The 18856-nt window shown below is 64.0% G+C and carries 18 protein-coding genes; 10 read left to right on the forward strand and 8 right to left on the reverse strand.

The annotated features are described in order from the left end of the window. Window positions 1-180 precede the first annotated feature (180 nt). Together AC0L2A_RS03235 and AC0L2A_RS03240 are read left to right on the forward strand one after the other, a co-directional pair. Complete coding sequence (locus AC0L2A_RS03235; RefSeq protein WP_473607534.1) at window positions 181-906, forward strand: response regulator; 726 nt, start codon at window positions 181-183, stop codon at window positions 904-906. Further along, window positions 903-2153: an ATP-binding protein gene (locus tag AC0L2A_RS03240; RefSeq protein ID WP_473607478.1), complete on the forward strand. Its 1251-nt coding sequence runs from the start codon at window positions 903-905 to the stop codon at window positions 2151-2153. Before AC0L2A_RS03235 ends, AC0L2A_RS03240 begins: the two co-directional genes overlap by 4 nt. Before the next feature lie 50 nt (window positions 2154-2203). Here the strand turns inward: AC0L2A_RS03240 and AC0L2A_RS03245 are convergent, their stop codons facing one another. From AC0L2A_RS03245 to AC0L2A_RS03260, 4 genes are read right to left on the reverse strand one after another with little or no spacing between them, the layout of a single operon-like run. Beyond that, complete coding sequence (locus AC0L2A_RS03245) at window positions 2204-3175, reverse strand: energy transducer TonB (protein WP_473607479.1); 972 nt, start codon at window positions 3173-3175, stop codon at window positions 2204-2206. After that, window positions 3175-3633: a TonB system transport protein ExbD gene (gene exbD, locus AC0L2A_RS03250; RefSeq protein ID WP_473607480.1), complete on the reverse strand. Its 459-nt coding sequence runs from the start codon at window positions 3631-3633 to the stop codon at window positions 3175-3177. Before exbD ends, AC0L2A_RS03245 begins: the two co-directional genes overlap by 1 nt. 15 nt (window positions 3634-3648) lie before the next feature. Continuing rightward, the gene (gene exbB, locus AC0L2A_RS03255; protein ID WP_473607482.1) at window positions 3649-4617 is read right to left on the reverse strand and encodes a tonB-system energizer ExbB; all 969 of its coding nucleotides are present in this window, start codon (window positions 4615-4617) and stop codon (window positions 3649-3651) included. A 29-nt stretch (window positions 4618-4646) separates the two neighbouring features. Continuing rightward, window positions 4647-5438 (reverse strand): ATP-binding cassette domain-containing protein, encoded by a 792-nt coding sequence (locus tag AC0L2A_RS03260; RefSeq protein WP_473607483.1) that lies wholly within the window; start codon window positions 5436-5438, stop codon window positions 4647-4649. A gap of 230 nt (window positions 5439-5668) precedes the next feature. Here AC0L2A_RS03260 and AC0L2A_RS03265 point away from each other — a divergent pair, with 230 nt between their 5' ends. From AC0L2A_RS03265 to fhuB, 3 genes are read left to right on the forward strand one after another with little or no spacing between them, the layout of a single operon-like run. Further along, window positions 5669-7843: a TonB-dependent siderophore receptor gene (locus tag AC0L2A_RS03265; protein WP_473607485.1), complete on the forward strand. Its 2175-nt coding sequence runs from the start codon at window positions 5669-5671 to the stop codon at window positions 7841-7843. A 7-nt stretch (window positions 7844-7850) separates the two neighbouring features. After that, window positions 7851-8732, forward strand: a complete 882-nt coding sequence (locus AC0L2A_RS03270) for an ABC transporter substrate-binding protein (RefSeq protein ID WP_473607486.1) — start codon at window positions 7851-7853, stop codon at window positions 8730-8732. Further along, window positions 8729-10735 carry a Fe(3+)-hydroxamate ABC transporter permease FhuB gene (fhuB, locus tag AC0L2A_RS03275; protein ID WP_473607487.1) on the forward strand — a complete coding sequence of 669 codons (2007 nt, stop codon included), beginning with the start codon at window positions 8729-8731 and terminating at the stop codon, window positions 10733-10735. Before AC0L2A_RS03270 ends, fhuB begins: the two co-directional genes overlap by 4 nt. A gap of 52 nt (window positions 10736-10787) precedes the next feature. On the opposite strand, the gene AC0L2A_RS03280 is transcribed toward fhuB, so the two are convergent. From AC0L2A_RS03280 to AC0L2A_RS03290, 3 genes are all read right to left on the reverse strand, one after another. Then, window positions 10788-11726 carry an LLM class flavin-dependent oxidoreductase gene (locus AC0L2A_RS03280; protein ID WP_473517180.1) on the reverse strand — a complete coding sequence of 313 codons (939 nt, stop codon included), beginning with the start codon at window positions 11724-11726 and terminating at the stop codon, window positions 10788-10790. A gap of 131 nt (window positions 11727-11857) precedes the next feature. Continuing rightward, window positions 11858-12013, reverse strand: a complete 156-nt coding sequence (locus AC0L2A_RS03285; RefSeq protein ID WP_473607489.1) for a hypothetical protein — start codon at window positions 12011-12013, stop codon at window positions 11858-11860. Between the two features lie 201 nt (window positions 12014-12214). Then, window positions 12215-12607, reverse strand: coding sequence for a hypothetical protein (locus AC0L2A_RS03290; RefSeq protein ID WP_023800517.1), 393 nt, complete (start codon window positions 12605-12607; stop codon window positions 12215-12217). A gap of 271 nt (window positions 12608-12878) precedes the next feature. Here AC0L2A_RS03290 and AC0L2A_RS03295 point away from each other — a divergent pair, with 271 nt between their 5' ends. Further along, window positions 12879-15029 (forward strand): DUF294 nucleotidyltransferase-like domain-containing protein, encoded by a 2151-nt coding sequence (locus tag AC0L2A_RS03295; protein ID WP_473607490.1) that lies wholly within the window; start codon window positions 12879-12881, stop codon window positions 15027-15029. Between the two features lie 6 nt (window positions 15030-15035). Here AC0L2A_RS03295 and AC0L2A_RS03300 read toward each other — a convergent pair whose 3' ends face one another. After that, on the reverse strand, window positions 15036-15668 hold the full coding sequence (locus tag AC0L2A_RS03300) for a hypothetical protein (protein WP_473607491.1): 633 nt from the start codon (window positions 15666-15668) through the stop codon (window positions 15036-15038). A 302-nt stretch (window positions 15669-15970) separates the two neighbouring features. Between AC0L2A_RS03300 and AC0L2A_RS03305 the strand changes: the two genes are divergently transcribed. The 4 genes from AC0L2A_RS03305 (at window position 15971) to AC0L2A_RS03320 (ending at window position 18847) form a co-directional block, all read left to right on the forward strand. After that, on the forward strand, window positions 15971-16225 hold the full coding sequence (locus AC0L2A_RS03305) for a DUF4212 domain-containing protein (RefSeq protein WP_473517142.1): 255 nt from the start codon (window positions 15971-15973) through the stop codon (window positions 16223-16225). 14 nt (window positions 16226-16239) lie between these two features. After that, complete coding sequence (locus AC0L2A_RS03310; RefSeq protein ID WP_473607493.1) at window positions 16240-18105, forward strand: sodium:solute symporter family protein; 1866 nt, start codon at window positions 16240-16242, stop codon at window positions 18103-18105. A 108-nt stretch (window positions 18106-18213) separates the two neighbouring features. Then, on the forward strand, window positions 18214-18522 hold the full coding sequence (locus tag AC0L2A_RS03315) for a YggT family protein (RefSeq protein ID WP_473607494.1): 309 nt from the start codon (window positions 18214-18216) through the stop codon (window positions 18520-18522). Between the two features lie 4 nt (window positions 18523-18526). Continuing rightward, window positions 18527-18847, forward strand: coding sequence for a hypothetical protein (locus tag AC0L2A_RS03320; RefSeq protein WP_091592307.1), 321 nt, complete (start codon window positions 18527-18529; stop codon window positions 18845-18847). Window positions 18848-18856: the final 9 nt, after the last annotated feature.

Genomic DNA, 18856 nt, shown 5'->3' on the forward strand with positions numbered 1-18856 from the left:
CCTTTTCGCGTTTGCTTCGCGCTGTTGCCGAAGGTTTCCGGAAAGGGAAGATTTGTTTCCGAATGTTTCCGCCTGCCTGTCGGAAACATTCGGTTGCAATTTTCAGTGCCGCGCGCCGGTGGCTCTCCCTATAATCGACCCTGTAACGGCAACGAACGGCCAAACGACACCAGGCAGATAATACAGTCAAAACCGCAAATCCTTGTCGTCGACGACGATCGCGAGATAAGGACGCTGCTAGGGCGCTATCTCGACGGCCAGGGATTTCGCGTCTCGGTGGCGGCGGATCGGCGCGAATGCGAGCACAGGCTGGCCACCGGCCAGTTCGACCTGATCGTGCTAGACGTCATGCTGCCCGACGGTTCAGGGCTCGATATCTGCCGCAGCCTGCGCGACAGCAAACCACACATCCCGATCATCCTGCTGACGGCGCTGAAGGAGGATGTCGACCGCATCATCGGATTGGAGCTTGGCGCCGACGACTACCTTGGCAAGCCGTTCAACCCGCGTGAGCTGACCGCCCGCATCCGCGCCGTGCTGCGGCGCTCGGCGCAGGAGCAGGCAGCGCCCGCCATGGCCCGCATCTATCGCTTCGCCGGCTATACGATGGAGCCGGAAATCCGTTGCGTCGCCAATGCGAACGGCGAGACGATCGAGCTGACCGGTGCGGAGTTTGACCTGCTGCACGTCTTTGTCGACAGACCAGGCCGCGTTCTGTCGCGCGACCAGCTTCTCGATCTCACGCAAGGGCGCGAGCGTGAGCCGCTCGATCGCTCCGTCGACGTGCTGATGAGCCGGCTGAGGCGCAAGCTTGGCGAGGATGCCGCAGCGCCTCTTTTCAAGACGGTGCGCAATGGCGGTTATCAGTTGACCGTCCGCGTCGAGACCGTGGACGCGTCGTCGTGACCTCGCTCAGAGCGCGGATCGCGCTGCTTCTCGTTACCTCGATCGTCGGTGTGGTGGCTCTGGCGACACTGGCGGTCGTCAGCGTCGTGCGTGGACCCAACCCTGAATCCACGATAGAACCAGTCGCCCGTCAGATCCTGCTGCTGGCGCAATCGCTTCCCGGCCATGTTGCGCAGGCAGACGACGTCAAACTCGAACTCGCAGATCAGCCGACAAAAGGTGAGAAGGACGAGCGCGCAACACGTTTTCTCAACCGAGCGCTGGAACACAGCGGGGCAGCGTTTCCCGCTATCGTCGTGCGGGTCGAAGGCAAACTGGGCATGGTTGCCTCGGTGCAACTCCCGGACGGCCGCTGGATGGCCCTCGATATTCCCGACTTCTCGCCGCCGGCCGACCGCTGGCTGGTCTTGTCCGGCTGGATTACGCTCATCGTGCTTGGCGCCACCGCCGTTTCGCTCTACTTCGCGACCGTGCTGACAAGGCCCCTAGTCATGCTGGAATCCGCGGCAGCGCGCATCGGGCCGGACGGCATTCTTGCCCCTTTGCCTGAGAAGGGTTCCGGCGAGGTGCGCGCCACCGCGCGTGCGCTGAACCAGCTTTCGACCCGGCTCAAATCGGCCATGGAAAGCCGCATGCGCCTCGTCGCCGCGGCGGGCCATGATTTGAGAACACCGATGACGCGCATGCGACTGCGTGCCGAGTTCCTGGCGGACGAAGAACGCGAAAAATGGCTGCACGATCTTGAGGAGCTCGACCGCATCGCCGACAGCGCCATCCGGCTGGTGCGCGAGGAGGTCGACCAGGATGCCGTCGAACCGGTCGACTTCGAAAGACTGGTCCGTGACATCGAGGCCGAGATGATTTCGCTAGGTCACGCCGTTTCGATCGGCCATCTCGACAAGGTCTCGGTCAGGGCGGGTGCGCTCGGCCTTCGCCGCGCACTGCGCAATCTGATCGTCAATGCCGCAACGCATGGCAAGGGCTGCAGCATCTCGCTGTCCGCAGCTGACAACCGCGCCACCCTCACCATCGCCGATCGCGGGCCCGGCATTCCGCCGGAACTGCTCGGCAAGGCGTTCGAGCCTTTCTTTCGCGTCGATCCCGGCCGCAGGCAGTCCATTCCGGGGGCCGGCCTCGGCCTCGCCATCGCCAAGGAAATCATCGAACGCTACGGCGGCGCCATCACGCTGGAGAACCGCACCGGCGGCGGCCTTTCCCAGAGGGTGGTCTTCGAAACTGTTTCCTGACTCAGCCGTTTAGCGCCATTCTCAATGCAGGGCATCGCTGTATCGTCTGATTACCGCAGGTCGAACCTCAACGGCACATTGACGCGTGAGCTAACGCCTTCTGGCGGCGCCGGCACTGTAGCGCCCTGCAGCAGGTCGAGTACACTGCGGTCGAGATCAGGGTCGCCGGACGAACCGGTGATGCGAACGGACGTCACTCGGCCGGAGCCGGCCACCATGAAGGAGACGCTCACAGTTCCTTCCGAACGGCGGGCTTTCGCGGCCCTCGGATAGCGCTTGTGCCGATTGAGCCACCTTGTCAGTTGCGAGTTCCACTTCTTGGCGTCCCCGCGTCTCGCAGCCGTTGCCTTGGTCGATTTCGGGGCGGCCGCCCTGGCTGCGGATGTCGCAGCGACACTGGCCGTCGTCCGCGGCGATGCGGCCTTTTCCTTTTTCGGACGCTTTTTGGCTTCTTTGACAGGCTTCTTCGCCTTAACCTCAGCCGGCTCCTTTACCTCAGTCTTTGCCTGTTTCTTTGGCTTGGCCTCGACGGGTTTGTCGACCGGTTTCGGCTGCGGCAGCGGAACGACCACTTCCGGCGTGACGGCTTCGGCAATTTCGGGCACGACCTCCTCGAGCGGCGGCTGGTCGACCCGTTCGGCCACTGTCGGCGGGGTCGGCTCGACCGTGTCGGCCGGAGCGGCCTCCGACGGCTCGGTGACCGGCTCGGCCTGCTCGACGGGCGGTTCGGGCGGAGGCTCCGTTTCGGTTATCTCGGGCTCCTCGGCCGGGTCCGGCTGATCGGGCGCTATCTCATCCGATATCGGCGCCGGCTCGGCCGGCGTGAGCGCCATTGGCGACAGCTCGATCACCTGCGCCTGCGGCGGCCCGCCATCGGGCTCGGCCGGGCGCCAGCTCTGCATCGCATAGCCGACCGCGGCATGCGCCATCAGGACCAGCGCAGCCGCGCCCGCCCACCAGGCGATCTCGCGCGCGCCGAAACGCCGCTGATCGGCCATCGGCAGGGCGGCCGCCGGCGACATTATTGGCCGGTTCCGACTTGCGGCGCCGCGGCATCGCCGGGCGCGGTCTCGAGGCCAACCAGCGCGATCTTCAGATAGCCGGCGCCGCGCAAAAGGTTCATCACCTCCATCAGCTCGCCATAGCCGACCGCCTTGTCGGCGCGCAGGAAGATGCGCGTCTGCCTGTCGCCTTTTGTCCTGTCGACCAGCGCAGCGGCGAAGGCTGCGCGCGGCACGCTGTCGTTGCCGATCGCCAGGCTGAGATCGTTCTTCAGCGTCAGGAACAGGGGCGTCTCCGGTCGAGGCGCAGGAGTTGCGGTCGAGGCCGGCAGGTCGACATTGACATCCACGGTCGCCAGCGGCGCCGCGACCATGAAGATGATCAGCAGGACCAGGATCACGTCGATGAACGGCGTGACGTTGATCTCGTGGTTTTCCTCGAGATCGCCGTCGATGTTCTCTCGAATTCTAGCCGCCATGGCGTCGCTCCGTGTTCATTCCGCGGCCATCTGCTTTGCCGGCGCGACCGTGCGGAAATCCAGATCCCGGCTGACCAGCCGCTCGACCCCTGCCGACGCATCGGCGAGGATCTGCCTGTAGCCGGCTATCGATCGCGCGAAGACGTTGTAGATGACCACCGCCGGGATCGCCGCGACAAGGCCCATCGCCGTGGCCAGCAAGGCTTCCGCAATGCCCGGGGCAACGACGGCGAGGTTGGTGGTCTGCGCCTGCGAGATGCCGATGAAGGCGTTCATGATGCCCCAGACGGTGCCGAACAGGCCGACGAAGGGCGCGGTCGAGCCGATTGTCGCCAGCACGCCGGTGCCGCGCGACATGCGCCGCGCCGCCGCCGCCTCGATGCGCGACAGGCGCGAGGTCACCCGTTCCTTCAACCCGTCGCCGGACACATGGTCGAGCGAGCCGGCCGAAAGCGCGGTCTCTTCCTCGGCTGCCCGCACCAGCAGGGCGCCAGGACCGTTATTATGGCCAAGCGCGCGCCCGGCCTGGTTCAACGTCGCGGCATTGCCGATCGCTTGTGCCGCGCGGCGGGCGCGCAGCTTGCCGCCAAGGATCTCCAGCGATTTGGCCAGCCATATCGTCCAGGTGACGAAGGACGCAAAAGCCAACCCGATCATCACCGCTTTCACGACGATGTCGGCCGCCATGAACATGCCCCATGGCGACAGGTCACGCGGCAGGGTCAGGGACGTTGCCGTCGAAGGGCCAGTCTCGGTAGGCGTTGTCTCGATAGGTGTTGTCACGCCGGGCTGCGTCGCCGGTGGCGCGGCGGCGTCTGGCGCAGCCTGCCCAGGCACTGGAGCCGGCGCCGCGCCCGGTTGCTCCTGGGCGGCTGCGCCCGGTTGCTCCTGGGCGGCTGCGCCCGGTTGCTCCTGGGCGGCTGCGCCGCCGGCCGACAGGATGGCGGATGCGAGCAACGCCGCGAACAAACCATGTCTGGACAAGGGCTTCTTCCTTATTCTCAAGAGTGGCCTCATTGCACATAGCCGATGGGCTGGCCGGTGACAGGGTGCGCAAACACGCCCATCTCGACACTGAAAATTCCTTTGAGCACGTCGCCCTGCATGATCTGGTCCGGCGTGCCGCGCGTCAGCAGCCTGCCGTCCTTCAGCGCGATCAATTCGTCGCAGTAGCGCGCCGCCATGTTGGGATCGTGCAGCACGACGACGACGCACAGGTCGCGCTTGCGGCTGAGGTCCCTGACCAGCCCCAGCACCTCGAGCTGATGGGCGATGTCGAGCGCCGAGATCGGCTCGTCGAGCAGCATGACGCCGGCATTCTGCGCCACCAGCATGGCCAGCCATGCGCGCTGGCGCTCGCCGCCGGATAATTCGTCGACCAGCCGGTCGGTGAAGTCAGCCATATCGGTCAGGACAAGCGCCTCCTCGACATGGCGCCTGTCCTCATGCCCGAAACGACCGAGCGCGCCATGCCAGGGATAGCGGCCGAGCGTCGCCAGTTCGCGCACCGTCAGGCCGGTCGCCGCCGGCGTCGTCTGCGGCAGATAGGCGAGCGCGCGCGCCAGTTCACGCGCGCCCCATTGCACCAGCGGCCGCTGCGCGAAGGTTATGCCGCCCGAGCTTGCCGGCTGCTGGCGCGCCAGGAGCTTGATCAGCGTCGACTTGCCCGAGCCGTTGTGCCCGATCAGCCCATAGACGCGCGAGCGTTGCAACTCGAGTGTAACCGGACCGAGCAGCGTCCGCTCGCCGACAGCGAACCGCACCGCTTCGACATGGAAGGCAGTCTGGGCATGAATTCCTGCCACGGTCTCGGCCTCACTCCAGCTTTGCGCGCATTTCGAAATCCGGTTTTCGGCAATCCGGTTTGCGGGCGCCGATGTCCGGTTGACTATGAAACATGAGTTTACTAGTCAACAATGAAGATGACTTTTTGAGTCAACAAAATGTCGCGACGCGCCGGATTTGCGTCGAAACACGAAATGTGGAGCGCGCCGAGATGGTCGTTGGTTCAGGTCGCGGAAGAACTCAAAGCGAAGTGACTGCGCGCCGAAACCTGCTGGTCGCGGCGATGTCGCTGCCGGTGCTGCTTGGCGGCGGTCACGCCGTCGCGCAGGAGGCGACCACCACTCTCGACCCGATCAATATTCAGGAACGCGTCGAAAGCGCCTTTGGGACGGTCGACGGCTATGTCGCCACCCAGGGCTCCACCGCTACCAAGACCGAAACACCGCTGATCGAGACGCCGCAGTCGATATCGGTCATCACCAAAGACCAGATGGAAGCGCAGGCGGTGGACAGCCTGAACAGCGCGCTGCGGTATACGCCAGGCGCAACCGGCAATCTCTACGGCACCGACAATCGTGGCCACGGCTTGCAGATGCGCGGCATTTCGAACTCCAGCGGCGTCTTCTACAAGGACGGGCTGCAGCTCAAGGAAAGCAATTTCACGCTGTTCACGGCGCTCGATTCCTACGGCGCCGAACGCTACGAAATCCTGCGCGGGCCGGCATCGGTTCTTTACGGCCAGGCAAGTCCTGGCGGCATCATCAACTATGTTAGCAAGCGTCCGACCGAGGAGACCCTCCGCGAGGTTGAGCTCGGCGCCGGAAGCTTCGACCGCTATGAAGGAAAGTTCGACTTCAGCGGGGCTGTCAACGCCGACAAGTCGCTGCTGTTCCGCCTCACCGGCGCCGCCCACACCGGCGATACGCAGACAGACTTCGTCGAGGACGACCGCATCTTCATCGCGCCGGCGCTGACCTGGCAGCCCGATGCCGATACTAGCCTGACCATCCTCGCCAACTATCAGCGCGACCGGTCCGGCTGGGCGATGCAGTATCTGCCGGCATACGGCACGATCAGGCCGGGCAGGAACGGAAAATACCTGCCGAACAGCATGTTCGTCGGCGAACCGGGCTTCGACACCTACGACAACGACCAGGCGTCGATCGGTTACGAGTTGGATCACCGCCTCAACGAGACATGGCAGGTTCGCCAGCATGCCCGCTACGTCTATCTGAAGCACTATGAGGAAGGCGTCTTCGGCGGTGGGCTTCTGAATGATGAGGGCGACTATTCCCGCTATGCCGATGCCGGCGGCAGCAGGCTCAGCGGCGTGACCATCGACAATCAGGCGCAGGCCGATTTCGACACCGGGCCGCTCGCCCACACGCTGCTTCTCGGCCTCGACTATAAGCGCTACACCTACCGCGACTATGCCGCCAGCAACGATATGATCGACGATCATTTCAATATTTTCGACCCGGTCTATGGCTATCCGGTCGGCGAAATGACGCCCTATACAGATACCGACACCACCCAATCGCAGGTCGGCCTCTACGCGCAGGACCAGATCAAGCTGGGCAACTGGCGGCTGACGCTGGGCGGCCGCCAGGACTGGGCCGACGCGAAAGTCCACGACAATCTGGCCGGCGCTTTCGATCCTCGCCAGAAGGACAACGCCTTCACCAGCCGCGCCGGTCTGCTTTATCTAGCCGACAATGGCCTTGCCCCTTATGTCAGCTATTCCGAATCGTTCCAGCCGGTGTCCGGCCCCGACAGCAACGGCAATCCGCTCGTGCCCGAAACCGGCAAGCAGTACGAGGTCGGGCTGAAATACCAGCCGGTCGGCTGGAACGCTTTCGTCACCGTTTCGGCGTTCGACCTGGCGCGGCAGAATGTCGTGCGCTATGGCGGTGTTGGCGCGCCCAACGATATCTTCCAGACCGGCGAGATCCGCTCGCGCGGCATCGAGCTGGAAGCTGTTGCCAGCCTCGATTCAGGCTTCGATTTCCGGGCGGCCTATACCTATCTCGACACCGAGATCACCAAGGCCACCTCGATCACCGTCGATGACGATAGTGGCGAGACAATCAGCGATGAGGGCAACACCCCATTCGGCGTGCCGGAGCATGCGGCCTCGCTGTGGGCGAATTACACCGTCGGCAGCGGCAAATTGGAAGGCTTCGGGCTCGGCGCCGGCATCCGCTATGTCGGCTCGACCTTCGGCGACGACGCCAACACTTTCAAAGTGCCGGCAGTCACGCTTGTCGATGCCGCACTCCACTACGAATGGAGGAACGCCGAGTTGAACCTCAATGTCAGCAATCTGTTCGACAAGCGCTATGTCGCCTCCTGCTACGCGGAAAGCTTCGGCTGCTTTTATGGCGAGGGTCGCCGGATCAACGGCTCGGTGAAGTACACATGGTGACCCGCGCGTGCAGGCCCGGACCCAATTGGCGCCACTGACGCGGCGCCGGTGCCTGGCCGGCCTGGCCGCGACGAGCCTAGGCCTGCGCGGCGACCCGGCGCATGCCGCTCCGCCGCCGCGCATCGCCTGCCTCGAATGGACCTCGGCCGAGATGGTCATCTCGCTCGGGATCGGCCCGGTGGCGGTCGCCGACTCAAAAGGTTACCGCGACTGGGTCGGGGGACCGGCTCTTCCTGCCGGCTGCCTCGATCTCGGCTCGCGCGGCGAGCCCAATCTCGAACTGCTCCTGGAACTCAAGCCCGATCTTATCACCGGCGCCTATGGCTATGGGCTGGACGAAGCTCCGTTCAGGCGGATCGCGCCGCTGCATACGGTGCCCTTCTACGATGGCACCGAAGCGCCTTATCGCCAGGCCGAGAATGAGACGCTGAAACTTGGCTCACAGCTCGGCCGCGAGGCTGAGGCTCTGCGCCTTGTCCAGGAAACGGCGGCGGCAATCGCCCAGATCAGGGCACAGTTTTCAGGGCGGGCAGACCAGCCGCTCGCGGTGGTCAGCATGTTCGACGATCGTCACGTCCGTGTCTACGGCAAGGGCAGTCTGTTCCAGGACGTGCTCGACAGGTTGAGCCTCACCAACGCCTGGACGGCGCCGACCGATAGCTGGGGCTTTTCCATGCTGGGCATCGAAGAGCTGGTTGCGATCGGCGAGGCCCGCGTGATTTCGCTCGATCCGATCCCGCCGCATGTGAAGATCAGGATCGACCAGAGCAGCCTCTGGGCGAACCTTCCCTGCGTCAAAGGCGGCAACGTCAGGACAATCCCGCCGGTATGGCCGTTTGGCGGGCTAGCCGCCGCTACCCGTTTTGCGACGTTTTTGGCCCGGGCATGACCATCATGCAGTCCACGGCCGGCCATCGTGCTCGTTTCAAGGCAGGGATGCTCGTCGCCCTCGTCGGCGTGCCGGCGATGCTCGCCGCCTATCTCACCGCTGCCGGGCTTTTGCGCCTGTTACCCGCCGACATGTGGTGGCAGTCGCTCGGGGCGACCGACTTTGCCGATCCGCGGCAGCTGCTTTACCGGCATGCCTTCCTGCCGCGTCTGGCGATCAGCCTGCTGGCCGGCGCGGCGCTCGGCCTGACCGGCACGCTGCTCCAGCAACTGCTGCGCAATCCGCTCGCCGAGCCGACGACCATCGGCACCAATGCAGGCGCCACCATCGCCCTGACGATCGCCACGCTCTACGCGCCGTGGCTGCTGGAGCAAGGTCGCGAATGGGTGGCGCTCGCCGGCGGCGCCCTGTCGACGCTGGCGGTTTTGGCTCTGGCCCGGGGCCGGAGTTTCTCGCCGGTCGCAATCATCATTTCCGGCCTGGTGGTCAGCCTCACATGCAGTTCGGCGAGCGCCCTGCTGATGGCGGCCAACCGCGAATATTCCGAGGAACTCTTCATCTGGCAGAGCGGTTCGCTGATCCAGAACGGCGATGCCGTGGTGCTCGGGTTCGCGCCATGGCTGGCGACGGCCGGCATTGCTGCCTTCCTTCTGCTCCGGCCACTGCGGCTTCTCGACCTGAGCGACGAGGGAGCCGAAAGCCTCGGCACGAAACCCGTAGTGACACGGCTGGCCGGGATGACCGTCGCCGTCGGGCTGAGCAGCATGGTGGTCGCAGCCGTCGGCGTCATCAGCTTCGTGGCGCTTGCGGCGCCGGCGCTGGTCAGGCTCGCCGGCGCACGGACCCTGCGCCAGCGCATGATCTGGGCGCCGCTTGCGGGCGCCATGCTGTTGTGGCTGACCGACCGGCTGGTGCAGGTCCTGCCGTTTACCTCCGAAATCCCGGCAGGCGTGGCGACTGCTTTCCTCGGTGCGCCGCTGCTGTTTCTTCTCCTGCCGAAATTGCGCACCAGCCCGGACCGGGACGGCACCATGCTGGCTTCCGTGCGCAGGCGCAGCGGGTGGGCCTATCTGCTGCTCGGGCTCATCGCGATGGCGCTTCTTCTCTGCGCCGCGCTTGTTGTCGGGCGAGGCGCGACCGGCTGGCACGTGGCCTCGGCCGCCGAACTTGCCGACCTGCTGCCGCTCAGGGCGCCTCGCATCGTCGTCGCGGTTTGCGCGGGTATGATGCTGGGCGTGGTCGGCACGCTGATGCAGCGGATGACCGGCAATCCGATGGCGGCGCCCGAGGTGCTGGGTATCTCAGGCGGCGCCTCGCTAGGCATACTGCTGCTCTTCGTCGCGACTTCTGGTGTCAACCGTCCGGCGATGATCGCGGCCGGCCTCGTCGGGGCGCTGGTCAGCCTGGCGATGGTTTCGCCGACCGGCCGCCAGCAGCCCCTCGCGCCTGATCGGTTGCTGCTTTCCGGCATCGCCGTGGCGACGATGGCGTCGGCATTCTCGGCGGTGATGCTCGCCAGCGGCGATCCTCGGCTCGATACGCTGATCGGCTGGCTGTCCGGCTCCACCTACCGGGCCACCGCCGCCGATGCCACAATCGCCGCCGTGGCGGCGACTGCTCTGCTCGCCATCGTGCCCCTCACCAGCCGCTGGCTGGAAATCCTGCCGCTTGGAGAAGCCGCCTCGCGCGGGCTCGGGCTTGGCCTGTTTCGCGTGCGGGTCGTGCTCCTGGTGCTTATCTCGGTGCCGACGACAATAGCCACGCTGGTCATCGGGCCGCTGAGCTTCGTCGGATTGATGGCGCCGCACCTGGCCCGCATGCTCGGCTTTCGACGCGCCTTGCCGCAGCTTTTCGCATCGGCGATGCTTGGCGGCATGATGCTTGTTTCCGCCGACTGGGCCGGCCGGATGCTGATTTTCCCGTGGCAGATTCCTGCGGGTTTGCTAGCTGCCCTGGTTGGCGGGCCTTACTTCATGGTGCTGATGTGGAAAGGCCGGCAATGAGCGGCCCCGCCACGCGCTTCGGGTTGGCGGCCACAAAGCGCATAGTACGCGCTCAGCCGGCGCGTGCTTCGCGGATCACGCGAGGCGCAAACGCCCCGGGCGGTGGAGCCTCGCGGCGCGCCAGAGTGTTGCGCAGCAGCGCGATCGTTTCACGGCCAGCCATTGCGATCTCGCGTGGCCTGTCGACGCCGACGATCATGAATTCCTCGATTCCCAGGGCAGCATAAGGAAGCAGGGAAAGCGCGACTTGTGCCGGCGGTCCGACAAATTCGACCGCCTTCTGGCCGGAAGCGTTGCCCTCCGAACGGATCCGGACGGGAAGCGCGAAACGCAGCTTGCCGGCCCGACCGTGTTCGGCGGCGGCATTGCGCACCCGCTCCATCAGTTGCCGGATCTCGTCGAGCGAACCCGGCGTCAGCTCGAAGACATCGGCATGCCGCCCGGCGACCCTGAGCGCCGTTCCGGACCGTCCCCCCATGCGGACGCTCACGCCGGCGCTACGCGGCCCCTTGCGCGGCACATAGCCGCCGCTGACGCTGTAGAAGGCGCCTTCATGGTCGAACGGCCTGTCGTTCGACCACAACCGTTTCAGCAGCACCAGATATTCATCGACGCGCTGCCAGACGACCGTATGACCGACCGGACGCGTTTCGGCATCGTCGTCGTTCAGCGGCTCGCTGAGCATCCTGAGCGACAGCCGACCGCCGCTTTTCGCGTCGAGGGCCGCCAATTGCCGTGCCGCCACCGTCGGGTCGATCACACCAGCCCAATGCGTGAGAACGATCTCGAGCGAAGAAGTGCGGTCCAGCGCCCGGGCGGCAATATCCATATTGGTCAGCAGCCCAGCCGGATCGTCGACGACGATTTTCTGGAAACCGATGTCCTCGATCAGCGACAGCTTTGTCGCGGTTTCCGCGAAATCGTAGAAAAACGGCGCGGTTGGGTCGGCCGGGTGAGTTTTACCGGGAACATGCGTGAACTCGAACGGCATTGCCATCTCCTCCATCACGTTGGGGTCAAGCGCGCGAAAGCGCACCGGGACTCGGTTCATTCAACTCCGATATCGCGAAACGGCAGACAGCTATCCCTTTAGTCAGGCCCGATGACTCGCGGGCTCCATAGTCAGGGAACAAAACCCAGAACGACCGCCCCGGTGAACACGAACGCAAGGGCAAAGACGAGATAGGCAAAGGCGCCCGCATAGGCTGGCCGCCAAGTCTGGTCAGAACCGAGCCTTTGGCCTTTGCGGGCAGCGTGGGCGTTCTGGAAATAGGACATATCGACCTCCGTCTCGGCAATTAATCTATTAAATCAGTAGACTTTGTCGAGTGCTATTTTCCAGCGATCCTTAGAATGTTTTTCTTCAACCTGAGGACAATTTGGTTTGTTTGCTGCTTAGCGCGGCACTTTCCGAGGTCGATCGCTCGATGGCAAAACGCCCGGTCGTGCGGGCGGGCAGGGATTGGGCGGAGCGGCGGCCTAGTTGGCGGGCGGCCTGTAAGCTTCCAGGCCGAACAGCATCAGCACGAGCGACACAAGGAAGAACCCGACCGCGACGCCGAGCGCGATCCGGGCGTAGAGTCTGTAAACGTCGCCCATGATGGTGCCGAACACCCGTCGTGCCGAGGCATCGGCTGGGCGCGATTTCTCATCGAGGTAGAGCCAGACTTCGGTGTGCTTGGGATTTTTGAAGGCTGCGGTCGTGGCTTTCCACATCAGCGCCAGAACCATGGTCAGCGTGAGGAACGCGCCGGAGCGAAATGCAGACACCGGGTTGAAGGAGAATCCGACCATGACACAGCCAATGGCAAGCGAGCCGAACATGACGGCGCGCCCGATGCACCCCACAGCAACCCGCCTGATCTCATCCATCGGCGCCCTCGGCAGCAAGCTCGCCGACAATGTGCGAGCGCTGCGACCGTATCAAATCACTTTAAGGCGAATGTGCCGCCTGGACGTGCAGGCGCGCAACTCCCCCGCGCAACATTGCGAACGCCATAGCCTGACTTCGGCCATCGACGCGGCCCGCCGGCGCGCTCTATGTTGCATGGCAAAGCAGAATCGAACCTTTCCGGCATCGACAGGCGCTGCCTCGGACAGGCGTTGTCTGGGCGAGACATCCGGCAGAGGAAGGCTATTGGCTATGCCGAAGGAGACGGAATTGAAGCCGGCGAGCGGCGCGACACCGCTGATAGCAATTGCGGCTGCCGCCGTCGACACCGAAACAACCGGGCCCGACGCCACCAAGGCGCGCCTGGTCCAGATTGGCGCGATCGGCATCGCGCATGGCAAGGTCATCCGGGAAACTCAGCTCGATCTCCTCATCGATCCCGGTGAAGCAATCCCGTCCGAGGCTTCGCTCGTCCACGGCATCACCGATGCCGATGTTGACGGAGCCGGCAGCTTCCCGGATGCATGGGCACAATTCCAGGAGTTCGTCGGCGACCGCATCCTCGTCGGCCATTCGATCGGCTTCGACCTGGCGGTATTGGAGCGCGAATGCCGACGCGCCCGCTTGCCCTGGAAAAAGCCTCGGGCGCTGTGCGTCCGGCTTCTTGCAACCATAGCAAATCCCAATCTGGCAGACCATTCGCTGGAAACGATCGCCGGATGGCTTCGCCTGGAGATAACCGGCCGGCATTCGGCTCTGGGCGATGCGATTGCGGCCGGAGACATCTTTGCCGCGTTGATTCCGGAGTTGCGCAAGCGCAACATCCGAACACTTGGAGAGGCCGAGGTTGCCTGCCTTGCCCTTTCGGACGCTCTCGAAGCCGGCCATCGCGCCGGCTGGGCCGAGCCGGTGTCGCGACCCCAGGCTCCCGCGTTTCAGCCGGTTGATCCCTATGCCTATCGCCATCGCGTCGGCAGCCTCATGAGCAGCCCGCCAATTGTGGTGAAGTCGACCAAACCGACAAGGCAGGTCATCGACCTCATGGTCAAGCGCAAGATCAGCTCGGTCCTCGTGTCCGAGCGTGGAACGCCGGATCAACCGATCGAGGCGTATGGCATCGTTACCGAGCGTGACCTGCTGCGCCGCATGTCGTCCGACGCCGAGTTGGCTTTTGACATGCCGGTCGGAAACATCGCAACGCGACCGCTGATAAGCATCCGCGCCGCCGCCTTCGCTTACCGGGCGATCGGCCGCATGGATCGGCTGAATGTCCGCCACCTCGCCGTCCGCGACGACGGTGGCATGCTGGTCGGCGTGCTTTCGGCGCGCGACCTGTTGAGGCTCCGCGCCGCCGCTGCCATCGATCTCGACGACACGATCGAACATGCCAGGGATGCCGCCGAACTGGCGGCCAGTTGGTCGATGCTGCCGGGCGTGGTACGTTCGCTCCTCGGCGAAGCAATCGACCCGCGCGTGGTGGCGGAAATCATCAGCGACGAACTTTGCTCGCTTACCCGCCGCGCCGCCGTGCTTGCCGAACAGCAGATGCAGATCGAAGGCCACGGCCCGCCGCCCTGCACCTACGCCGTGCTCGTGCTCGGCTCAGGCGGCCGTGGCGAAAGCCTGATGGCCCCCGACCAGGACAACGCAATCGTCTTTGCAGATGGCGAGCCGGATGGGCCCGAAGATCGCTGGTTCAAGAATCTCGGGGCCAGGCTCGCCGACATGCTCGACATCTCAGGCGTGCCGTATTGCAAAGGCGGGGTAATGGCCTCGAATGCCGCATTCCGCGGTAGCCTCTCCAGCTGGAAGGGGCGCGTCGAGGATTGGGTTCGCCGCCTGCGGCCTGAGGACCTGCTCAACGTCGATATCGTCTACGACCTGCGACCGGTGCATGGCGACACGACGCTGGCCGCGCAGTTCGTCGAATATGCGTATGACCGCGCCCACGCCGAGCCGGTGTTCGCGAAGCTGCTCGGCGAGCAGATGACGACCGGCAATCCCTTCACTGTCTTTGGCGGCCTTCAGCTTGAAAATGGCCGGCTGGACATCAAGAAGCATGGCCTTTTTCCAATCGTCGCGACCGCACGCACGCTTGCAATTCGCCACGGCATCCGCGAGCGAAGCACGCGTGCCCGGCTCGAGCGACTGATCGCCCTGGATATTGGCGGCGGGCCCGACATGGAGGCGATGCTGGCCGGCCACGCCATGCTGGTCGGCTTGCTGCTCGCTCAGCAGACGCGTGACATCTACTCCGGTATACCGGTATCCAACCGCGTCGAGATCAATGCGCTGGCGCGCGAGCAGCAGGCGCATCTCAAGACACTCATCAAGCGCCTTCAGTCGGCACCCGACCTGGTGCGGGACCTGATGTTCGCATCGCCGGCGACGCTCGGACAGTAAACAAACTCAGCTGCGCGCGGCGCCAAGCAGTTCATCGACAAGGGCGCTGCGGTCGGCCTGCACCAGGAAATCCTCATGCGCGCGCAGAAGATTCATTCTCAGAAAGTTGAAGATATAGTCGTAGTCGTTGGTCAGCAGATTGGGGTGGATCGGTACCATCTCGAAAACCGTTCGCGCCAGGGGCTCGGGGATCTCGCGCACCGGGCGCGGCGGGCCGATCTGGGTGGCGGCGAGGCGCTGATGTGTAAGCTCGGCGGCGTCCTCCCAGAAAGTGGCGGGCGAGCCCGCCGGAACGGCATATTTGGAGAAGCTTGCCAAGGCGACTTTTTCCAGCGCCGCTGGCAGGCCTCGCTGGCGCAAGCCGGCGGGTTCGCGCAGCGCACCCTCCACCATTTCCGCCATCATGGCGTAACACGCAGGGTAGGCGCGCCAGCGTGAATGGTTGAGCGCCGCCTGGAACTCCTTCTCGCTGAACAGCTTCTGCCAGTAGACTCCTGCCCTGACGCGGCAGAACTCGACGATGCTTTTCTGGGCCAGGAAGGCGGCGCGAGAATCCATGAAGTCAGCCAGTTCGCCGACGCTGACGATCGGCTGCGGCTTGCGCAGGAACTCGGGCAACAAATTGTTCAGCAGGCCCATGGCGCTCTCCCTTCGGTCTTGTTTCCAACCGATATTGACCGTTTAGCCCTCGCGACGCCGCACCGCCAGCCCTCTTACCGATTCAAGTCCTCTCACCGATTCTCCAGTCCTCTCACCGATTCTAAAGTCGTATGAACAGGCGCGACAAGAAGTGATACTCCTACAAAGTTACGGTCGGCTGATTCTATACCTGGCCGCGACATATGCCGGAGGGCTTCCGCGTCAGCGGAAGAGGCAAGCGTTAAACGGCGCCTTGCGGTCAAGACGGTTCGCAAGCTGCCAACCAAGGGAGGGTTCAAGCTATGGCGACGCCAGACCGCGTAAGTTATTGGAACAAGACCAAGGGCCTCATGTTCACCATGCTGGGCCTGTGGGTATTCTTCGGTTACGTCATCCACATGTTCGTGGAGCAACTCAACAGCATCGTCATTTTTGGTTTTCCGCTCGGCTTCTACATGGCCGCTCAGGGTTCGCTCATCGCCTTCGTCGTCATGCTGTTCTGGTTCGCACGGCGCCAGAACGCGATCGACGAAGAGCATGGCGTCCATGAAGATTGATCGGGGGAACGTCAATGGCTAACACGACATCTACCACCGCAGGCGGAGGCGATTTCACCTCCAATCTCGGCCGCATCTACGGCATCTACACCGGCGGCTTCATAGCCTTCATCATCTTGATGGCCATCTTGAGCGCCATGGGCGTCGAAAATGTTGTAATCGGCTACCTGTTCATGGGCTTTACCATCGTCATCTACGCGGTGATCGGCATCCTGAGCCGCACCATGCACGTCGGCGAATATTACGTCGCCGGGCGTCGCGTACCGGCGCTCTACAACGGTATGGCGACCGGCGCCGACTGGATGTCAGCGGCTTCCTTCATCGGCATGGCCGGTTCGCTCTACCTGCTCGGCTACGACGGGCTCGGCTTCGTGCTCGGCTGGACCGGCGGCTACGTGCTCGTGGCCATCCTCGTTGCGCCCTATCTGCGCAAGTTCGGCGCCTACACGGTTCCCGACTTCCTGTCGGCGCGCTACGGCGGCAATCTTGCCCGCTTCATCGGCGTGATCGTTCTGTTCTCCTGCTCGTTCACCTATGTCGTCGCGCAGATTTTCGGCACCGGGCTGATCTCGGCCCGCTTCCTTGGCATCGACTTCAACGTCGCGGTCTATGTCGGACTGGCCGGCATCCTGGTGTGCTCCATGTTGGGCGGCATGCGCGCCGTCACCTGGACGCAGGTCGCCCAGTACATCGTGCTGATCATCGCCTATCTCATCCCTGTCATCTGGATGTCGACGGTGAAAACCGGCGTGCCGATCCCACAATTGATGCAAGGCCAGGCGCTGGCGAACATCACCGCGCTTGAGACGGCGCAGGGCATCACCGTGCATCACATCACCCCATTCGTGCATGGCGGCTACGATGCCAAGAACTACTTCCTGCTCATCCTCTGCCTGATGGTCGGAACGGCGTCATTGCCGCATGTCCTGATGCGCTACTTCACCACCCCGTCGGTGCGTGAAGCGCGTGTCTCGGTCGCCTGGTCGCTGCTGTTCATCTTCATCCTCTACTTCACCGCGCCTGCCTATGCGGCGTTCGCCAAGTGGACGATGCTCGACCTGGTGGCGTCGGGTCTGACGCCCGAGAACATCGCCGAGAAAGCCGGATGGATGATGCGCTGGGCCGCTGCCGACAATACGCTCGTGCAGATCTGCGGCAAGGCGGCGACAGACTCCGCGGCGATCGTCGCGGCCTGCGCCGAAAAGGGCGTGACGGCACTTTCGTTTGCCGACATCAACCTCAACGCCGACATGATCGTGCTGGCGACGCCGGAAATGGCCGGCATGCCTTACGTCATCTCGGGCCTCGTCGCCGCCGGCGGTCTTGCCGCCGCGCTGTCGACGGCGGACGGCCTGCTGCTAGCCATCGCCAACGCGCTCAGCCACGACATCTACTACAGGATGATCGACCAGAATGCGCCTACGTCGCGGCGCCTGATCGTGTCCCGCATCTTGCTGGTTATGGTCGCCGTGCTGGCCGCCTACGTCGCGTCGACCAAGCCGTCGGACATCCTGTCGATGGTGTCGTGGGCGTTTTCGCTTGCCGCCGGCGGGCTGTTCCCGGCGCTGGTGCTCGGCGTCTGGTGGAAGCGCGCCAACTCGGCCGGTGCGGTCGCCGGCATGATCGCGGGCTTCGGCATCACCATCTTCTACCTTGTCATGACCCAGTACGGCGCCGACTTCGACAAGGCGACGCCGAATATGGAACTGTGGTGGGGCGTGAAGAACATTTCGTCGGCGGCCTTCGGACTGCCGGTTGGCTTCGCCGTGATGATCATCGTCAGCCTTCTCACCAGGGCGCCGTCCCGGGATATGCAGGATTTCATCGAGGAAATCCGCGTGCCGCGCGGCAAGCAGATGATGGAAGAAAAGACTGCCTGATCGCGCATAGCGATCGGCGCTCAAGGCGGGGTCCGGTGACGGACCCCGCTTTCATTTCGGGGGCGTCGCTGGCATAACGCGGCGCCGCCGCTGCTTGGAAACTCCCCCATGAACGATTTCTGGTCCTATTGGTATTTCCACATCCCGAATTTCGTCCTTGCCGCGGTGATGTACACGCTGATCGGTCGCCTCGCGCTCGGTTTCTTCGTGCCCGAAAGCTGGGACAACTACATCTGGCGCTTCTTCAAGAGTGTCACGGACCCGTTCCTGCGGGCCGTGCGGAGCATTACGCCGTCGATCCTGACCCAGCCGGTGGTGATCGTCTTCAGCGTGCTCTGGCTTATGGCCTTGCGCGTGTTCTACCTCGTCTTTCTGATCAATTTCGGCATTGCGCCGATGGCTTCGCAGGGGGGTTGAGGCAATGGACAGAAACGGTCTTGTCCCGGTCATGGCGGTCGCCATCGTCAACGGCATCTTTTCGCCGTGGGTGCTGATGGTGTTCCTGTTCTATCCGATCTGGTATCCGGGCTGGGCGCCTCCCCTGAGCCAGATCGTCTACATGGCAAGTGCGCTGATCCTGTCGACGATGACCATCATGCTCGCCGGCGTGCCGGCCGCTCTCTATGAGCGCTGGTCGGCGCGCCCCAGGAGCATCGTCGTCGCGTCGATCTGGCTTGCCGGCACGGTTTTGCTGACGCTGCCGGCGCTGCCGAATGTGATGCGGGCGCTAAGCGGTGGCTGAGAATTCCCT

The sequence above is a fragment of the Mesorhizobium sp. WSM4844 genome (assembly GCF_055811775.1).

Excerpts from the sequence above, each read along its gene's own strand:
- AC0L2A_RS03245 (WP_473607479.1), bottom strand. The coding sequence starts at position 3,175 with ATGTCGCCGGCGGCCGCCCTGCCGATGGCCGATCAGCGGCGTTTCGGC.
- exbD (WP_473607480.1), bottom strand. The coding sequence starts at position 3,633 with ATGGCGGCTAGAATTCGAGAGAACATCGACGGCGATCTCGAGGAAAAC.
- fhuB (WP_473607487.1), top strand. The coding sequence starts at position 8,729 with ATGACCATCATGCAGTCCACGGCCGGCCATCGTGCTCGTTTCAAGGCA.
- AC0L2A_RS03280 (WP_473517180.1), bottom strand. The coding sequence starts at position 11,726 with ATGCCGTTCGAGTTCACGCATGTTCCCGGTAAAACTCACCCGGCCGAC.
- AC0L2A_RS03285 (WP_473607489.1), bottom strand. The coding sequence starts at position 12,013 with ATGTCCTATTTCCAGAACGCCCACGCTGCCCGCAAAGGCCAAAGGCTC.
- AC0L2A_RS03290 (WP_023800517.1), bottom strand. The coding sequence starts at position 12,607 with ATGGATGAGATCAGGCGGGTTGCTGTGGGGTGCATCGGGCGCGCCGTC.
- AC0L2A_RS03295 (WP_473607490.1), top strand. The coding sequence starts at position 12,879 with ATGCCGAAGGAGACGGAATTGAAGCCGGCGAGCGGCGCGACACCGCTG.
- AC0L2A_RS03300 (WP_473607491.1), bottom strand. The coding sequence starts at position 15,668 with ATGGGCCTGCTGAACAATTTGTTGCCCGAGTTCCTGCGCAAGCCGCAG.
- AC0L2A_RS03305 (WP_473517142.1), top strand. The coding sequence starts at position 15,971 with ATGGCGACGCCAGACCGCGTAAGTTATTGGAACAAGACCAAGGGCCTC.
- AC0L2A_RS03310 (WP_473607493.1), top strand. The coding sequence starts at position 16,240 with ATGGCTAACACGACATCTACCACCGCAGGCGGAGGCGATTTCACCTCC.
- AC0L2A_RS03315 (WP_473607494.1), top strand. The coding sequence starts at position 18,214 with ATGAACGATTTCTGGTCCTATTGGTATTTCCACATCCCGAATTTCGTC.
- AC0L2A_RS03320 (WP_091592307.1), top strand. The coding sequence starts at position 18,527 with ATGGACAGAAACGGTCTTGTCCCGGTCATGGCGGTCGCCATCGTCAAC.